Below are 16,610 nucleotides of genomic sequence, written 5' to 3' on the forward strand. Positions count from 1 at the left end.
TAACCAATAAAAAAGGATCCTCAGGATCCTTTTTTTTAAGAGTAACTTACTGTTAGCGAGGAAGAATGAATCTGCTGTCATCCTTTCTCTGGCGGAAAAGAACAGCAATTCTGCCAACCAGGCTTACAAGCTCTGCATTTACAGTCTTAGCTGCGGTTTCAGCCTGTTCTTTACGGCCTTCCCCTGCATTTAACTTTACTTTGATAAGCTCATGATGCTCAATGCTTGAGTCGATCTCTTTTAGAACATTCTCTGAAAGACCGTCGTTACCTAACATAACAACTGGCTTTAACTGGTGAGCCTGAGCCTTTAAGAACTGGCGCTGATGTGAATTTAGTGACATCTTAATCCTCTATAAAAATCTGCAAAATGTACTGTTGGATTGTATTCAACAGCATTCGTACAGAGTTTTCAGACCACCTAAAATGAAAACTCTGGAGTAAACCTATTGTTTGTAGGATCTCAGTTTTCACTGAGAACAATTATCGAGATAATTTTACTAAACTGTAATATATTTTTATCTCTACAGTCGATTCTTGGCTTTTTATTGATTATAAAGCTGTACAGATTGTATAATATTCAAAAGATATAAACAATTAAATTAATATAATCAAGGATCCTAAATTTAATGCCAGCAAAAAAACGTACTGCCAGTCAATCTAGGTGGTTACATGAGCACTTTTCAGATCCATATGTAAAACAGGCTCATAAGCTTGGTCTTCGCTCAAGAGCATCATTCAAATTAGAAGAACTGCAGAAAAAAGATCGACTGATTCGTCAGGGAAATATTGTTGTTGATTTAGGCGCAGCACCTGGCGGTTGGTCAGAATATGCAGTCAAGTGTATTGGTGAAAACGGAAGAGTTATCGCTATGGATATTCTTCCTATCCGTCCTATCCGTAATGTTCAATTCCTGCAGGGTGATTTCCGTGATGAGGAAGTATTCAAGACTCTGTATTCCATGATCGGTGTCGGTGCAGATGTTGTTCTGTCAGATATGGCTCCAAATATGTCTGGTACCGTGGGAATCGATCAGCCTCGTGCAATGTATCTGTCGGAGCTTGCTTTGGATATGGCAAGACGTGTGCTGAAAATAGGCGGCACTTTTGTAGTGAAGGTATTCCAGGGAGTAGGTTCTCAGGAATATTTAAAGGAACTGCACAACGATTTTACAACTGTAAAAGTTAGAAAGCCTGATGCTTCAAGAGACCGTTCTCGCGAGGTATATATGGTTGCAACCGGGTTTAAAGGTCATCCTCTGAACGGAGTGGCTCCTGGTGAAGAGAACATTGAAGATCTTCCTGAAGAAGATTTGGAGTAAGTGAGATATATGACAAAAAATCTTATATTGTGGTTGGTGATTGCTGTGATTCTGATGACTCTGTTTGAGTCTTTCAGCACCCCAGACAACTCAGGCCAGTTACAGGATTACACTACCTTCGTAAGAGAGGTGCAGTCCGATCAAATTGCTCAGGCAACCTTTGATGGCAAGGTAATCAACGGTATTAAGACAAACGGTCAGAAGTTTGTAACTGTAATGCCAATTTCAGATCCTGCCATTATTGATACCCTTTTAAGCCACAATGTCCGTACCTCTGGTACCAAGCCAGAAGAGCAGAGTACACTGTTTGCCATCTTTATAAGCTGGTTCCCAATGATTCTGCTGATTGCTGTCTGGATTTTCTTTATGAGACAGATGCAGGGAGGATCAAAGGGCAATCCTCTGTCATTCGGTAAGTCAAAGGCTAAGCTTCTTTCTGAAAATCAGATTAAGACCACTTTCTCAGATGTTGCCGGCTGTGATGAGGCAAAGGAAGATGTGGTTGAGCTTGTTGATTTCTTAAAGGATCCTACAAAATACTCAAAGCTTGGCGGTAGAATCCCTCGCGGTGTCCTGATGGTAGGTCCTCCTGGAACAGGTAAGACTCTTTTGGCAAGAGCAATTGCAGGTGAGGCCAAGGTTCCATTTTTCTCAATCTCCGGTTCCGACTTCGTTGAGATGTTCGTGGGTGTTGGTGCTTCACGTGTTAGAGATATGTTTGCTCAGGCTAAGAAAAATGCACCCTGCATTATCTTCATCGACGAAATTGATGCTGTAGGAAGAAAGCGTGGAGTAGGCATGGGCGGTGGTCACGATGAACGTGAACAGACGCTGAATCAGCTGCTGGTTGAAATGGATGGTTTTGAAGGATTCGAGGCAGTGATTATCATTGCAGCAACTAACCGTCCTGATGTTCTTGATCCTGCTTTATTAAGACCTGGCCGTTTTGACCGTCAGGTGGTTGTTGGTCTTCCAGATGTAAGAGGCCGTGAGCAGATCCTGAATGTCCATGTTAAGAAGGTTCCTCTGGCAAAGGATGTTGATACAGCAACTATTGCTCGTGGTACTCCTGGTTTCTCTGGTGCTGAACTTGCAAACCTGGTTAATGAGGCAGCTTTAGGCGCAGCCCGTCACAATAAGCGTGTTGTTTCAATGCAGGAATTTGAAGAGGCTAAGGATAAGCTGCTGATGGGCGCAGAGCGTCGTTCAATGGCTATGAATGAGCATGAAAAGATCAATACTGCATACCATGAGGCAGGACATGCCATAGTAGGCAAACTGGTGCCTGAACACGATCCTGTTTACAAAGTGTCTATTATTCCTAGAGGAAGAGCTTTAGGTGTAACTATGTATCTTCCTGAGCAGGATAGGGTTTCGCAGAGCAGACGCGGTCTTCTTTCAAACATTTCAACTCTGTTTGCAGGCAGAATTGCAGAGGAGATGATGTTTGGTGCTGATGCGGTTACCACTGGTGCATCAAATGACATCGAAAGAGCAACTATGATTGCACGAAACATGGTTACTCGCTGGGGCTTCTCAAAGAAACTTGCACCTATGCAGTATGAAAAGGATAACGAAGGTTCTGCTTATCTGGGCGGTTCTTCATCTTCAATGGTAGCGATGTCAGATAAGACTGCAGCAATAATTGATGAGGAAGTAACTGAGATTATCAATAGCTGCTATCAGAAGGCAGTTGAGCTGTTAGAGGCAAACAAGGATATTTTAGAGAACATGAAAGATGCTCTTTTAAAATATGAAACTATCGATGCAGACCAGATTGATGATCTGATGAACCGTCGTGAAGTACGAGCTCCTGCAAAACATGATGACAAGTCATCAGCAGGCCCTGATGATAATGAGAATAAGTCAGAGGATAAAACATCTGAAAACGATAATTCCTCTGAGAATGCTCAGAAAACTTTAGAGAACGACGATGTAACAACTGATTCTGAGGATAAGTCACAGGATTCATCAGAAAAAGAAGATAAGTAAATAATTAGAATCTAAACTTAGACTGTATAGATTGTATTAATCTGTTAAATCTCACCGTAATACCTTTAAATATGTATTGCGGTGTTTGTCTAAGATAATGATTTTTTTTGACAAAACCACATAAGGAATTGCATGAAACTTAAACTACCGCAGAATAAGAGCTTAGACCTTAGTTTTACCAAGGTAATGGGTACAATTGTTCTATATCCGGAGGACTCCAGATCAATAGAAGAAATTGTTGAACTTGCTCATTCCTTTGTTAGGTCCGGTGCCGAGCTTTTAGAGGTTGGAACAAAGAAAACCGATTTCAACCTTGATGATGTAGATGAGTCCAGAGTCTGCTGTGTTGTTGAGGCTTTAATCAAGGAACTGTCTGTTCCAATTGCCGTAAACTCTGACAATCCAAGTGTGATCATCAACGCCATTAAGCTTGGTGTTTCTATGATTATTACTTCAAGCGGACTTGATTCTGAAGAGGCAATCAAGGCCTTCAAGGAGTCTGAGGCTGTTGTGTGCATTCACTGTGAACCTTCTGAAAGAGTAGATGATGATACAGATGTGGTATCTCTGATATCTGAGTTCTTCTATTCAAAGATTGATTCGCTGTTAAATTCAGGTATTGCCAGAAAAAGAATTGTTATAGATCCTTCTATTATCAATGCTTCGGTTAATTCAAAGCTAAGACTTATTGGAAGACTCGAATCTTTCAGAAGTTTTGCTCTGCCAATCTGTGTGGGCATTCCTCGTCAGCTTCCTCTAGAAGATGTTCTGTTAAAGGAGAATCGAACACTTTCTCTTACTGCAGCGGTTTTCTGTGCTTCAGACAAGGCTGTGCAGATTATAAGAACTACTGATGTAAGTGAAATTGCAATTGCTATTGGTTTCTGGCAGGTTATGTCAGCAAAAACCAAGCCCTATCGATTATCTAAGTCAATTGTCAGAAGATTGAGAACTCTCAGAGACGCAATTCGTGGTTTAGGTAAAAAATAATCACATTACTAAAAGAGAAAATTAAAAATGAAAAGAAAATATTTTGGAACTGACGGCGTTAGAGGTCGTGTGGGTCAGTTTCCTATTACCCCTGATTTTGCTGTTAAATTAGGTCTTGCTGCTGGTAAAGTATTAGGAAAAAAGAAAGGCGGAAAGGTTATTATCGGTAAAGATACCCGTCTTTCTGGCTATATGCTGGAGGCGGCTTTGGAGTCTGGTTTTTCAGCCGGTGGTATGTCCCCAGTTATGTTAGGCCCTATGCCAACTCCTGCTGTAGCTCATCTGACCAGAGCTTTCAGAGCTGATCTTGGTGTAGTGATCAGTGCTTCCCATAATCCTTATTTTGATAACGGTATTAAATTCTTCTCAGGTCAGGGTACCAAGCTTCCAGATGAAATTGAGCTTGAGATTGAAAAGTATCTTGATCAGGATTCAATAGAGCTTGCTGCAGCTTCAGATTTTGGTCGTGCCTATCGACAGGAAGATGCACAGGGCCGTTATATTGAGTACTGCAAGTCAACCTTCGCAAGTCAGTTCAGTCTTGAAGGGTTAAAGATCGTTCTAGACTGTGCCAACGGCGCAACCTATCATATCGCTCCATCTGTATTCAGAGAATTAGGTGCTGAAGTAATTACAATAGGTGATGCTCCTAACGGTATCAACATTAATGATGATGTTGGTTCAACTCATCCTCAGGCTCTGGTTGCCAAGGTTTTAGCTACCAAGGCTGATCTTGGTATTGCTTTTGATGGTGACGGCGACCGTGTCCTGATGTGCGATAAGCACGGTGTTCTACGTGACGGTGACAACCTGCTTTACATCATTGCCAAGGATACTCAGAAGAGAAATCGTCTGAATGGCGGTGTCGTCGGTACTCTGATGACAAATCTTGGACTTGAGCTAGCCTTAAAGCGCGAGAACATTGAGTTCTGCAGAGCTAAGGTTGGTGACCGTTATGTGATGGAACAGCTTTTGGAGAGAAAGTGGAATCTTGGCGGAGAAAACAGCGGGCATATCATTTCGCTTCATCATGCAACCACCGGTGACGGTATCGTATCCGCTCTTCAGGTCTTAAAGGCATGTATGTATGCTCAGAAAGATATTGAGGAGCTATCAGAAGGACTTGTAATGTTCCCTCAGGAGCTGATTAATGTTCGTCTGACCGCAGGAATTGATGTAACCTCAGATGAACTGGTTATGAAGGAAGTTAAGGCTGTTGAACAGGAATTAGGTTCCACCGGTCGAGTTCTTCTGAGAAAATCAGGAACAGAACCTTTGGTTAGAGTGATGGTTGAAGGTGAGGACCGAGATGATGTTCGATCAAAGGCCCAGAGAATTGCCGATGTAATCATTCGTCAGTCTGACAATTAAAAGTTCTTGAATTTGTTTTAATAAACTTGTATCATTTTGCAGTCTAAATGTACGCAAAATAGGGTGCGTTATTATTATGTTGTATCAAGTTTTAATCGTTTTACTACTTTTAATCGCAATTGCGATGATTTCATTGATTTTAGTTCAGCAGGGTAAGGGCGCTGGAATGGGTGCTTCTTTCGGTGCTGGTGCTTCAAATACAGTTTTCGGATCTGTTGGTTCAGGTAACTTCCTAACCCGTTCTACCTGGTTTTTAATTGTTCTGTTCTTTGGTGTTTGCTTAGCTTTAGGATATTTACAGAAGGCTCAGCATGAAGAGACTTCAAACTTCTCAAACATCGGGGAGGCTCCTGCAGCTGAAGTTGTTGAGTCAGCTCCTGCTGTTACTACCGATGCTCCTGTTGTTGAGACTGATGCACCTGCAGTTAAGACAGAGGACAATGCATCTAAGACAGATGCTCCTGTAGTTTCAGATAAGAAATAATATTAAATCTGATTTGATTTTAGAAAATGGCCTTCGGGCCATTTTTTATGGCCACTTTTTGTTGAATATAAAGTGAGTGGTAGGTGTTATTACTTCATCTAAAGGCATATCCCAGCTTTCTGTTGGAACATTTTCTATAAGCTGAAAGTCATAGGCGACACCAATTAAAAGACACTCGGCTGATACTTTTTTCAGCATTCTGTCGTAAAAGCCTCCACCCATTCCCATTCTGTTTCCTCTTTTATCAAAGGCGACAAGCGGTACAACGATTGCATCAATTAAATCTGGTCGGATAAGATTTTCCTGTTTATTTTCTGGTTCGAGAATATGAAATCTATTCTCTATTAGAGGATCTCCCTTTTTAAAGGAATAAAAATCCATACTGCCTTTTACATTGATATTGATGTATGGAAGGATCAGATCATGAGCGTCTAGAAGATAGTCATTCAGTGGGGCGGTAGAGATCTCTCCTCCAGTGCTGATATAAGAGGCAACAATCTTTTTGCTGCTGAAGAACTCATGTCCTCTAAGAACTTTCACGATATTGAGTCCCGCCTGAAATGAATCTTCAACAGGAATAACTCGTCTCTGCTTAAGAATATCCTGACGGATTTTTTTTCTGAATTCTTTATTGCCTCTGTATTCTGCCATTTTCAGTCTTCTTTAATTCTGCTTTCATTTTTAATATTTTTCTGGTTGCCTGATTTATAAAAGGAGTGTCAGACTCTAAGAATTCCAAAAGATTGCTTTCGGAATCAAGAGCTGTAAGAATTGCTGCCTGAAAAGGGGAAATACCAGGATTATCTCTAAGCATTTTAGAAATTTTATTTTGAAGCTTTTTTACCGATACTTCAAGAATAGGCTTTTTATCAGGTGAGCAGCGTAGATTAAAATTCTCACCAAGAATGGAACATGAGACACAATTGTCTTTATCGTTATCTGGCATCATATCTCCTTTTTTGAGTAATTTTAGATTAATTTTTTTTTTATTTCGATAGAATCTCTCTCAAAATGTTAAAATACGCCTTTACGTAAATTTTATTTATCGCCATTTATATGGCTTGAGAGTTATATGACTGAGAAGTTACAGAAAATATTATCCCGTGCTGGAATCGCTTCACGTAGAGCCCTAGAACAGATGATTGATGAGGGCCGTGTTTCCGTTGATGGTAAGATTGCCTCAATCGGTGATCGTTTTGAAGCAAACGAAATTACAGTAAAAATCGATAATAAGGTTGTACTGTCACCTTCATCAAATAAGGTTGAATGCCGTGTGCTAATGTATCACAAACCAGAAGGTGAGCTGACAACATTATCTGATCCTGAAAATAGACCTACCGTATTTGACCATATACCTCAGCCTCCATCGGGAAGATGGATTTATATCGGACGTCTGGATATCAATACTTCCGGACTTCTGCTGTTTACCACCGACGGTGAGCTTGCAAATGCCCTTATGCATCCTAAGTATGAGGTGGAGCGTGTATATGCAGCTCGTATTTACGGTGAAGTCTCGGAAAAACAGATATCTGATCTTCTTCAGGGGGTTACCTTAGAAGATGGTGTCGCAAGATTCAGCAAGATCATGTATCAGGGGGGTGAAGGCCGTAATTCCTGGTATCATGTTACTCTAAAGGAAGGTCGTAAGCGTGAGGTTAGACGTTTATGGGAAGCTGTTGGTCTTAAGGTTAGCCGCCTAATCAGAATCAAATATGCAGGTGTAAGCCTTGATCCTAATATCAAGACAGGACAGTTCAGAGAACTGACCTTATCTGAAATTAACAAGTTAAGAAAGACTGTTCATCTTGAGCCTATTGAGGAATTAGCTCCTTCAATGGATCTTAATGTAGCTCAGTCAAACAAGGGTAAGAAAGCTGCCTCTTCAGGTTCAGCCAAGTCTTCAGATGGCAGAAAGCCAAGAACAGCGACACCAAGAGCAGGAAGAGCCTCTGAACAGAAGTCATCCTCTAGAAAATATGAGAAGAACGCTGAAAGCCGCAAGACTCCTTATTCAAAGAAGGTCTCTGATAACAGCAGACCTTATTCAAAGAGCGGGAAGAGTCCATATGGAAAAACTTCAGCAGATAAAGGCAGAAAGTCATCTTCCTCAGGTGAAAGCAGAAGCCGCCATGAATCAAAGATTATTTCCCGTTCTAGCTACTCTGCTCGTCGCGATGAACAGAACAGTTCTGGAAGAAAAATTAGCAAGTTCTCTGCAGTAAAGAGCAGAGGAACTGTAAAGAGTAGTTTTGGCAGAAAAAAATAATCTGCTTTACGAATGTATGATTAATGTACGGCTCTGCTTTTAATTTTTTTCCTAAAATCTAAAGTGAGAGCCATTTTTTTAGGAGTGATATTTTACTTAAAATGAACCCTGACCCGACCTGTTTTAATAATTCAAGATTATTTTTTGTTTTAATTCTTTCAGGTAAAGGAGTCCTGTAGTATGGAAGAGCTAGCAAGTTCTATAGCAGGACCTACCTTACAATTCGATATAGCCTGGCTTTTAGATCCTACCGCCTGGGTTGGTCTTCTGACTCTGACAGTAATTCAGACTGTTCTGGGTATTGATAATCTGCTGTTTATTGCAATTCTGTCTGCAAAACTTCCTGCCAAACAGGCTAAGCAGGCAAGATATCTTGGTCTAGGCGGAGCCCTTGTTATAAGAATTATTCTTATGCTGTCGGCGGCATATATTGTTGCCATATCAAAACCGTTATTCACCATCTATGATTTTGAGTGTACAAGCCGTGATCTTATGATGCTCGCCGGTGGACTATTTCTTATTTACAAGGCTACACAGGAGTTGCACGGTAAACTTGAAGCAACGGATGTTGAAGAGGCAATGACAGTAAACAAGGCCGTGGTTCAGTCCTTTGCAGTGGTGGTATCTCAGATTATTATTCTGGATGTGCTGTTTTCTGCTGATGCTATTGTTACAGCTATCGGTATGACTAATCATGGATATATAATGATTATTTCGGTAACCATTGCTTCAGTTCTTTTAATCTGGGCTTCTGGTGCAATCTCCGAGTTTGTAACCAAGCATCCTACGTTGGTTATTCTGTGTTTAGGCTTTCTGTTACTGATTGCCTTCAGTCTTATTCTTGAAGCTTTCCATATCTATGTAAGCAAAGGCTATCTGTATTCAGCGATGGGCTTTTCCATTCTTATTGAATCATTCAATCAGATCTCAAGAAAGAATCTGCTACAGCTGAAAAAGAACAATACAGCAAGACAGACAGCAGCAACAATAGTGTTAAGACTGTTAGGTTCCCGTCCTGATGATATGCCAACCCTAAAGGATGCGATTATTTCTGCTCCAGAGGAAGATATATTCAACTCTCAGGAACAGGAGATGGTTTCCAGAGTGCTTCAGCTATCAACTCTGCCGGTGAAGGCTGTTATGACAGCAAGACCTGATCTGCAGATGATTAAGATTGACGGATCTACCACCTCGGTCATAAAAAAGGCAATGCAGTGTACTCGCAGTCGCCTTATTGCCTATAAGAATGGCTTTAAAGATCAGCCTTTAGGCTTTATCGTCAGAGCCAATCTTTTAGGGCAGATGCTACAGGGAAACACCGCTGTTGGAGATATTGAGCGACAGGTTGTTCAGCCTATTCATCTGCCAGAAACAATCAGTATTCTCAAGGCATTAGAGCAGTTTAAGAAAAACAAGAAGTATTTCGGTTTTGTTTTTGATGAGTTTGGTGTCTTTGAAGGTGTGGTTACTCTACAGGATATTCTTGAGGAGATTACCGGTGAAATGCCAAGCAGAACTGAGACTCCTGAAATTCTTCCTTATGATGAGTCAGAAAGTGCCTATCGAGTTGATGGTGATACTATTTTATCTGACCTTGAAAGAGAAACCGGACTTGCCATTAGTGCCAATGAGCATTATCAGACAATTGCAGGGTATGTTCTTGATCGCTTCCAGAGAGTCCCTAAGCAGGGAGAAAAACTTGAGGTTGATGGATGGACTATTGAGGTTTCAAGTGCAGACCTAACTAGTATCAATGTTTTAAAACTTACCCGCAACAAGCCAAAAGATGGTGAGTCAGAGGAAACTGAAATTAAAACTCAAGAATGATTAAAACTTGATTTTTTTACATTGTTCTGCTATAAATATACGTGCTTGAAATTTACAGTTTCAAGTCTGTTCAAGTGTGAGCTTGAACCTATATATACCTTAGTGTATATATTTGATATAGAGGAACTCAAAAGAAAGGGACCCTAGATAGCGGTCCTTTTTTTATGGAATTTAAGAGGTACTAATGGCAGGAACCATTGAAGAAAAAGTTACTGAACTTGTAACACCACTGGTTGAATCCATGGATGTTAAAGTCTGGGGAATCAGATACCGAGGCGGAAACGATCATGCGGTTTTACAGGTGTTCATTGATTCAGAAGAAGGTGTAAGCGCAGATAAGTGTGGAGAAATCATGGATGTTTTATCTCCAGCCTTAGATGCTGCAGATTTGATTGCACCTAAGTATACACTTGAAGTTTCTTCACCTGGTCTTGACAGAATCCTGTTCACACTTGAACAAACCAGGGCATATGTTGGAAAGACTGTTAAAGCCGAGCTGCGTATGCCAACTCAAGGTAGACATAAACTTCAGGGCATCTTAGAGAATGTTTCAGATGATGGCATGCTCAAGATTAACGATAAGGTTTCAGGCGAGATTGAGGTTGCATTCTCAAATATCTCTACAGCCAGAGTCGTTCCTGAATTCCCACAGAACAACAAGAAAGCTCCTAGAAGCGCATCATAACGAGGTCTTAGATAGAAAATGGGTAAAGAGATTATTGCCATTGCAGAGGCGCTGTCAAATGAACGCGCTATTCCAAGAGATAAAATCTTTGAAGCTTTAGAGATTGCTTTAGCTACTGCAACAAAGAAAAAGTATCAGGTGGAAATTCTGGTTAGAGTTTCTATTGATAGAAAAGAAGGTTCTTATGATACCTTCCGCAGATGGGTTGTAGTTGATACCGACGGTCCTCTAGAGAAGCCTGCTCAGGAAATTTCTCTTCAGGCTGCTGCCATTGATCATCCTGGTATCAAGGCAGGTGACATTGTTGAGGAGCAGATTGAGTCTGTTGCTTTTGACCGTATTACTATCCAGACTGCAAAGCAGGTTCTATCTCAGAAAGTTAAAGATGCTGAAAGAGAGCAGGTTGTTGCTGAACAGAGAGAAAGAGTTGGCAAGATTGTTAACGCAACTGTTAAGAAACAGACTCATGACATCATGGTTCTGGATCTTGGCAACAATGCTGAAGCTGTTTTGAGAAGAGATCAGATTATTCCTCATGAGACATATGGTAGAGGAGACCGTGTAAAGGTCCTTCTTCAGGAAATCAAGTCAGAGGCTAATCGCGGTCCACAGATTATCTGTTCAAGAACCTCTCCTGAGTTCTTAAAGGAACTGTTCAGAATTGAAGTTCCTGAGATTGGAGAGGATGTAATTGAGATTATGGGCGTTGCTCGTGATCCTGGTTCTCGTGCAAAGATTTCTGTTCGCTCAAAGGATAAGCGTATCGATCCAAGAGGCGCATGTATCGGCATGAGAGGTGCTCGTGTTACCGCTGTATCAAACGAGCTTTCTGGCGAAAAGATTGATGTTGTTTTATATGATGAGAATCTGGCACAGTATGTAACCAATACCATGGAGCCAGCTGAGGTTTCAAGAATCATCATCAACGAGGAAGACCACAGTATCTGTATTGCTGTTGAAGAGCAGAATCTGGCTCTGGCAATCGGTAGAAATGGTCAGAATGTAAGATTGGCTTCTCAGCTTCTAGGCTGGGATTTAAAGGTTATGACCGAGAACGAGCTTGAGTCAAATCTTCAGGAAGAAGTCGGCAAGATTGTAAAGAACTTCACCGAGACTCTGAATGTTGATGACGAGTTTGCAAGAGCTCTTGCAGACGCAGGCTTCACTAACCTGGAAGAAGTTGCCTATGTTGATCCATCAGAACTTCTTGAGATTGATGGAATGGACGAGGAAACAGCTTCAGAGTTACAGAATGTTGCAAGAGAAGCTTTGGAATCAAAAGAGAATGCTGAAAATGCCGAAGGCATCAAGCAGTTGTCTGCTCTAGAAGGAATTGATGAGGAGCTTGCCGGTAAGCTGGTAGCTCATGGTATCAAGACCGGTGAGGATCTAGCTGAACAGGCTACAGACGATTTAACTGACATAGAAGGACTGGACGAGAAGAAAGCTGGCGAGATTATTATGGCAGCTAGAAATGAGTTCTGGTTCAAAGATTCAGCAAAATAAGATTTAAGGGAAGGCTTTAGATGAGTGAAGAAAAAGAACAGACAGGCGCAGCACCAAAACGCATGTCTTTAAAGAAGTCTTCTAGTTCCAATGCTGCTATGCAGGGAACTAAGAAAGTTCAGGTCGAAGTAAGAAAGAAAAAGATTATTGTTGATCCTAAGGCAAGAAAGGCTCAGCTAGAGGCTGAGGCTTTAGAAAAGAAAGCTGCCGAAGAGAAAGCTGCAAAAGAAGAGCAGGAGCGTAAGGCTAAAGAGGCCGCTGAAAAGGCTGCTGCTGACAAGGCTGCAGCAGAAAAGGCCGCTGCTGAGAAACAGCAGGCAGCAAAGACTGAAGTAAAAGCTACTCCAAAGACTGAGGTTAAGGTAGCTCCTAAAGCTGCTGTTAAACCTAAGTTAGCTCCAGTTCCTCACAAAGAGAAGGAAGAGGATAAGGCTACTGCTGAGCTACGTAAGGCTCAGGAAGAGCAGCAGAAGCGTAAGTCTGAAGAAGAGGCTAAGCGTCTGGCTGAACAGGCTCGCAAGCTTGCTGAAGAAAATGAAGCTCGCTGGGCTGCAGAGGAAGCAGCACGTGCAAGTGATGATGACGATGATGATTCATTAACTTCACAGTATGTACGTGAGGCTGAGGCAAGACAGGAACGTGAAGCTGAGAACCGTGGCCGTCACAGAGACAGAAGCGGTACTGACAGACGCGGAAGCAATAAACGTTTTGAAGAAGCTGAACAGCAGAATAACCGCAGACAGAAAGGCGGTAAGGCAGCTAAGGGCGTTAAGGGCGCTGCAAAGCTTAACCAGCAGCAGCACGGCTTTAACCGTCCTGCAGCACCTGTTTCAAGAGATGTTGAAATCGGCGAGACCATCACTGTTGCAGATTTAGCTGCAAAGATGGCAGTTAAGGCTACCGAAGTTATCAAGTGCCTGATGAAGTTAGGCGAAATGGTAACCATCAACCAGGTTTTAGATCAGTCAACCGCTCAGGTTGTTGCTGAAGAAATGGGCCATAAGGTAATTCTTCGTAAGGAGAATGAGATTGAAGAGCAGCTCCTAAGAGAGAGAGGCGGTTCTATTTCTGAGGCTACCATGAGAGCTCCTGTTGTAACCATTATGGGTCACGTTGATCACGGTAAGACCTCATTGCTTGACTACATTCGTAAGTCTAAGGTTGCAGTAGGTGAGGCCGGCGGTATTACTCAGCGTATCGGTGCTTATCATGTTGAAACAAGAAACAACGGTATTACCTTCCTGGATACCCCAGGTCACGCTGCATTTACTGCAATGCGTGCCCGTGGTGCTCAGTGTACCGATATTGTGGTTCTGGTTGTTGCAGCAGATGACGGTGTAATGCCTCAGACTCTTGAAGCTATCCAGCACGCTCAGGCCGCTAAGGTGCCTATGATTGTTGCTATCAACAAGATGGATAAGCCAGGTGCAGATCCTCAGCGTGTTATCAATGAGCTGATGCAGCATTCAGTTATCCCAGAGTCTATGGGTGGTGAAAACCAGTTCGTAGAAGTATCCGCAAAAACTGGTATGGGTGTGGATGAGCTGTTAGAGGCTATTACCCTTCAGGCTGAAGTTTTAGAGCTTAAGGCTGTTCATGACGGCATGGCTGAAGGTGTTACCATTGAGTCTCGTCTGGATAAGGGCCGTGGTCCTGTTGCCACCGTTCTGGTTCGTTCCGGTACTCTGCACAAGGGTGATACCATCCTGTGTGGTCTTCAGTACGGTAGAGTACGTGCAATGCGTAATGAAAAGGGACAGGAGCTGACTGAGGCTGGTCCTTCAATTCCTGTTGAGGTTTTCGGTCTGTCCGGAGTTCCTTCAGCTGGTGATGAGGTTACCGCTGTTTCTGACGAAAAGAAGGCACGTGAAGTTGCTCTGTTCCGTCAGGGTAAGTTCCGTGAGCTTAAGATTGCTAAGCAGAAGAGTGCACAGCTTGCCTCTATGTTCAAGGAGAGCAATGCATCAGAGCTTAAGGTTGTTCTGAAGGCTGATACTCAGGGTTCTGTAGAAGCTATTTCTGATGCTCTGCTGAAACTTGGCAATGAAGAAGTTCAGGTTAAGATTATCGGTTCAGGTGTTGGTGGTATTACCGCTAACGATGCAACTCTTGCAGCTGCAGATAGTGCAGTTATCATCGGTTTCAATGTTCGTGCCGACGGTCCTGCAAGACAGGTAATTGATACTGAATCTGTTGATTTACATTACTACAGTGTTATTTACGACTTGATTGATGATGTTAAGAAGGCAATGTCTGGTCTGCTTAAGAAAGAAGTTCGTGAGAACTTTATCGGTTACGCAGAAGTTCGTGATGTCTTCCGTCATCCTAAGTACGGTGCAATTGCAGGATGTATGGTTGTTGAAGGTATGGTTAAGCGTTCAGCTCCAATCCGCGTATTACGTGATAATACTGTTATCTTCGAAGGTGAGCTTGACTCATTACGTCGCTTTAAGGATGACGTATCAGAGGTTAAGCAGAACACCGAGTGCGGTATCTGTGTTAAGAACTATCAGGATGTTCGTGTAGGCGATCGTATCGAGGTATTCGAGAAGGTTGAAGTTGCACGTACCCTTGATTAAAGGATAATATGCCAGCAAAGAAAAGTTACGGAAGAAATGAAAGAGTTGCTGCTGCAGTAAGACGCGAGTTAGCTGATGTACTGCAGAATGAACTCAAAGATCCGCGTGTGAAGAATGCCACTATTACAGAGGTGGATGTTTCACCGGATCTTAGAAATGCTCGTGTATATATTTCTTTCCTCACTGATGATGAGGAAGAAATCAAGTCTGCAATGACTGGTCTTAAGAGTGCCAAGGGATTCCTTCGCTCACAGCTTGCAGCAAGATTGAATCTAAGATATATGCCTCAGCTTGATTTGAGATATGACTCTCTGGTCACTGAATCAATGAAAATTGATGCTCTGATTAGAAAAGGTCTGCATAAAGAGTAGGATTACAATCAAATATAAAAGCATTTTAATTTCTGAATGCACAAAATCCCAATAGAAGTAAATTCTCTTGGGATTTTTTATGTCAATTCCGTCTTAATGCGGTATGTTTTTTTTCCCTGGATTTACCTTCTTTTAACTTTATCAAGCAAGAATTCCCCTGCCTCTATAGGCTGCGGGATGAATTGCTTCACAATAGTGGCTGTAACTAAAATTGAATTATAGTAAAATATGATCAGTCGATATATTGTGCATAAGGTATTGTTCAATGGAATTTGATAGTAATGCTCATTCAGTCTTTCTGCTGAATTATCATTTGATTCTGGTTGTAAAATACAGAAGAAAAGTATTTGACGACACAATATGAGGATCATGTTCATATTTTGTTCAGAGCACACCCCAAAACAGCAATCAGTAAATTTATAAACGCATATAAGAGTGCCAGCAGCAGACTACTGAAAAAAGAGTATCCTTCAATCAGAGAGAAATTATGGAAAGAGCAGTTCTGGAGTCAGAGTTTCTGTCTTCTGACAACCGGAGGAGCACCACTTGAAATAGTGAAGGAATACATTCAGTCCCAGGGTCAAAAATAAAGTTATTATTCGAATGCAGTACACAGCTTATTTTTTCAGAATCTATCCAACTGACAAGCAGAAAGAGCTTTTTGTAAAGACTTTCGGCTGTGCACGCTCCATATACAATAAAATGCTTGCAGACAAGATTGAGCATTACAAGCAAACCAAGAAAATGCTCAAGAACACACCCGCGCAATATAAGAAGAAATTCCCATACTTCAAAGAAGTTGACAGTCTTGCTTTGGCAAATGCTCAATTCCATCTTGAGTTCAGCAATTTTTTTCAGAATCCAAAGTTTGGATTTCCAAATTTCAAATCAAAGAAAAATTCAAGACGTTCCTATACGACCAATATTGTAAATAATAATATTGAGCTTAAGAACGGAAAGCTTAAACTTCCAAAAGCAGGCTTAGTAAGAGTAAAACAGCATCGAGAGGTTCCTGAAGGATACATTCTTAAAGCTGTAACCGTAAGTCAGAAAGGAAGTGGTAAATTCTACGCCAGTATTCTGTTTGAATATGAAGAGGAAATAACAAATAAAGAGCCAAAAAGCTTTCTTGGCATGGATTACTCCATGAAAGATTTGTATGTGGATAGCGAAGGTAATAAAGGGGAGTATGAACGCTTCTATAGAAAATCGGAGCAA

At 41.6% G+C, this 16,610-nt stretch carries 15 protein-coding genes and 1 pseudogene; 13 read left to right on the forward strand and 3 right to left on the reverse strand.

Translation table 11 applies throughout. The features are described 5' to 3' along the window. Nucleotides 1–52 precede the first annotated feature (52 nt). Nucleotides 53–343, reverse strand: coding sequence for a ribosome assembly RNA-binding protein YhbY (gene yhbY / locus QZU45_RS02330; protein ID WP_074839486.1), 291 nt, complete (start codon nucleotides 341–343; stop codon nucleotides 53–55). Between the two features lie 285 nt (nucleotides 344–628). Here yhbY and rlmE point away from each other — a divergent pair, with 285 nt between their 5' ends. From rlmE to secG, 5 genes are all read left to right on the forward strand, one after another. Beyond that, a complete protein-coding gene (rlmE, locus tag QZU45_RS02335) occupies nucleotides 629–1,321 on the forward strand; it encodes a 23S rRNA (uridine(2552)-2'-O)-methyltransferase RlmE (protein ID WP_074839489.1) in 693 nt (230 codons plus the stop codon). Then, nucleotides 1,322–3,313: an ATP-dependent zinc metalloprotease FtsH gene (gene ftsH, locus QZU45_RS02340; protein ID WP_295351106.1), complete on the forward strand. Its 1,992-nt coding sequence runs from the start codon at nucleotides 1,322–1,324 to the stop codon at nucleotides 3,311–3,313. It abuts the gene before it with no gap. A gap of 132 nt (nucleotides 3,314–3,445) precedes the next feature. Continuing rightward, nucleotides 3,446–4,303, forward strand: a complete 858-nt coding sequence (locus QZU45_RS02345; protein WP_294997866.1) for a dihydropteroate synthase — start codon at nucleotides 3,446–3,448, stop codon at nucleotides 4,301–4,303. Between the two features lie 27 nt (nucleotides 4,304–4,330). Beyond that, a complete protein-coding gene (gene glmM / locus QZU45_RS02350; protein ID WP_074839496.1) occupies nucleotides 4,331–5,674 on the forward strand; it encodes a phosphoglucosamine mutase in 1,344 nt (447 codons plus the stop codon). Nucleotides 5,675–5,753: 79 nt separating this feature from the next. After that, nucleotides 5,754–6,158: a preprotein translocase subunit SecG gene (secG, locus tag QZU45_RS02355; RefSeq protein WP_295351133.1), complete on the forward strand. Its 405-nt coding sequence runs from the start codon at nucleotides 5,754–5,756 to the stop codon at nucleotides 6,156–6,158. A 45-nt stretch (nucleotides 6,159–6,203) separates the two neighbouring features. Here the strand turns inward: secG and QZU45_RS02360 are convergent, their stop codons facing one another. Next, nucleotides 6,204–6,809, reverse strand: coding sequence for a 5-formyltetrahydrofolate cyclo-ligase (locus tag QZU45_RS02360; protein ID WP_295351113.1), 606 nt, complete (start codon nucleotides 6,807–6,809; stop codon nucleotides 6,204–6,206). Beyond that, complete coding sequence (locus QZU45_RS02365; RefSeq protein ID WP_295351116.1) at nucleotides 6,787–7,104, reverse strand: cell division protein ZapA; 318 nt, start codon at nucleotides 7,102–7,104, stop codon at nucleotides 6,787–6,789. The genes QZU45_RS02360 and QZU45_RS02365 overlap by 23 nt, the downstream gene beginning before the upstream one ends. 126 nt (nucleotides 7,105–7,230) lie before the next feature. On the opposite strand from QZU45_RS02365, the gene rluB reads away from it, so the two are divergent. From rluB to QZU45_RS02405, 8 genes and pseudogenes are all read left to right on the forward strand, one after another. Next, nucleotides 7,231–8,424 (forward strand): 23S rRNA pseudouridine(2605) synthase RluB, encoded by a 1,194-nt coding sequence (rluB, locus tag QZU45_RS02370; RefSeq protein ID WP_295351119.1) that lies wholly within the window; start codon nucleotides 7,231–7,233, stop codon nucleotides 8,422–8,424. Nucleotides 8,425–8,604: 180 nt separating this feature from the next. Beyond that, entirely contained in the window at nucleotides 8,605–10,251 is a 1,647-nt protein-coding gene (locus QZU45_RS02375; RefSeq protein ID WP_295351122.1) for a transporter associated domain-containing protein, read from the forward strand. Nucleotides 10,252–10,435: 184 nt separating this feature from the next. Then, the gene (gene rimP, locus QZU45_RS02380) at nucleotides 10,436–10,936 is read left to right on the forward strand and encodes a ribosome maturation factor RimP (protein WP_074839508.1); all 501 of its coding nucleotides are present in this window, start codon (nucleotides 10,436–10,438) and stop codon (nucleotides 10,934–10,936) included. 18 nt (nucleotides 10,937–10,954) lie between these two features. After that, on the forward strand, nucleotides 10,955–12,442 hold the full coding sequence (nusA, locus tag QZU45_RS02385; RefSeq protein WP_074839511.1) for a transcription termination factor NusA: 1,488 nt from the start codon (nucleotides 10,955–10,957) through the stop codon (nucleotides 12,440–12,442). Nucleotides 12,443–12,462: 20 nt separating this feature from the next. Continuing rightward, nucleotides 12,463–15,021, forward strand: coding sequence for a translation initiation factor IF-2 (gene infB / locus QZU45_RS02390; RefSeq protein WP_295351127.1), 2,559 nt, complete (start codon nucleotides 12,463–12,465; stop codon nucleotides 15,019–15,021). Nucleotides 15,022–15,029: 8 nt separating this feature from the next. Then, nucleotides 15,030–15,392, forward strand: a complete 363-nt coding sequence (gene rbfA, locus QZU45_RS02395; protein WP_074839517.1) for a 30S ribosome-binding factor RbfA — start codon at nucleotides 15,030–15,032, stop codon at nucleotides 15,390–15,392. Nucleotides 15,393–15,657: 265 nt separating this feature from the next. Further along, a pseudogene (tnpA, locus tag QZU45_RS02400) lies at nucleotides 15,658–15,982 on the forward strand (IS200/IS605 family transposase). Nucleotides 15,983–15,995: 13 nt separating this feature from the next. Next, the coding region (locus QZU45_RS02405; RefSeq protein WP_295351130.1) for an RNA-guided endonuclease TnpB family protein at nucleotides 15,996–16,610 on the forward strand (615 nt) is incomplete at its 3' end.

It is taken from the genome of uncultured Succinivibrio sp., assembly GCF_902756765.1.
Classification (GTDB): Bacteria; Pseudomonadota; Gammaproteobacteria; order Enterobacterales; family Succinivibrionaceae; genus Succinivibrio.

Bases quoted from the DNA above. Each gene is read 5' to 3' on its own strand.
- yhbY (WP_074839486.1), bottom strand. From the start codon at position 343: ATGTCACTAAATTCACATCAGCGCCAGTTCTTAAAGGCTCAGGCTCAC.
- rlmE (WP_074839489.1), top strand. From the start codon at position 629: ATGCCAGCAAAAAAACGTACTGCCAGTCAATCTAGGTGGTTACATGAG.
- QZU45_RS02345 (WP_294997866.1), top strand. From the start codon at position 3,446: ATGAAACTTAAACTACCGCAGAATAAGAGCTTAGACCTTAGTTTTACC.
- glmM (WP_074839496.1), top strand. From the start codon at position 4,331: ATGAAAAGAAAATATTTTGGAACTGACGGCGTTAGAGGTCGTGTGGGT.
- QZU45_RS02360 (WP_295351113.1), bottom strand. From the start codon at position 6,809: ATGGCAGAATACAGAGGCAATAAAGAATTCAGAAAAAAAATCCGTCAG.
- QZU45_RS02365 (WP_295351116.1), bottom strand. From the start codon at position 7,104: ATGCCAGATAACGATAAAGACAATTGTGTCTCATGTTCCATTCTTGGT.
- rluB (WP_295351119.1), top strand. From the start codon at position 7,231: ATGACTGAGAAGTTACAGAAAATATTATCCCGTGCTGGAATCGCTTCA.
- QZU45_RS02375 (WP_295351122.1), top strand. From the start codon at position 8,605: ATGGAAGAGCTAGCAAGTTCTATAGCAGGACCTACCTTACAATTCGAT.
- rimP (WP_074839508.1), top strand. From the start codon at position 10,436: ATGGCAGGAACCATTGAAGAAAAAGTTACTGAACTTGTAACACCACTG.
- nusA (WP_074839511.1), top strand. From the start codon at position 10,955: ATGGGTAAAGAGATTATTGCCATTGCAGAGGCGCTGTCAAATGAACGC.
- infB (WP_295351127.1), top strand. From the start codon at position 12,463: ATGAGTGAAGAAAAAGAACAGACAGGCGCAGCACCAAAACGCATGTCT.
- rbfA (WP_074839517.1), top strand. From the start codon at position 15,030: ATGCCAGCAAAGAAAAGTTACGGAAGAAATGAAAGAGTTGCTGCTGCA.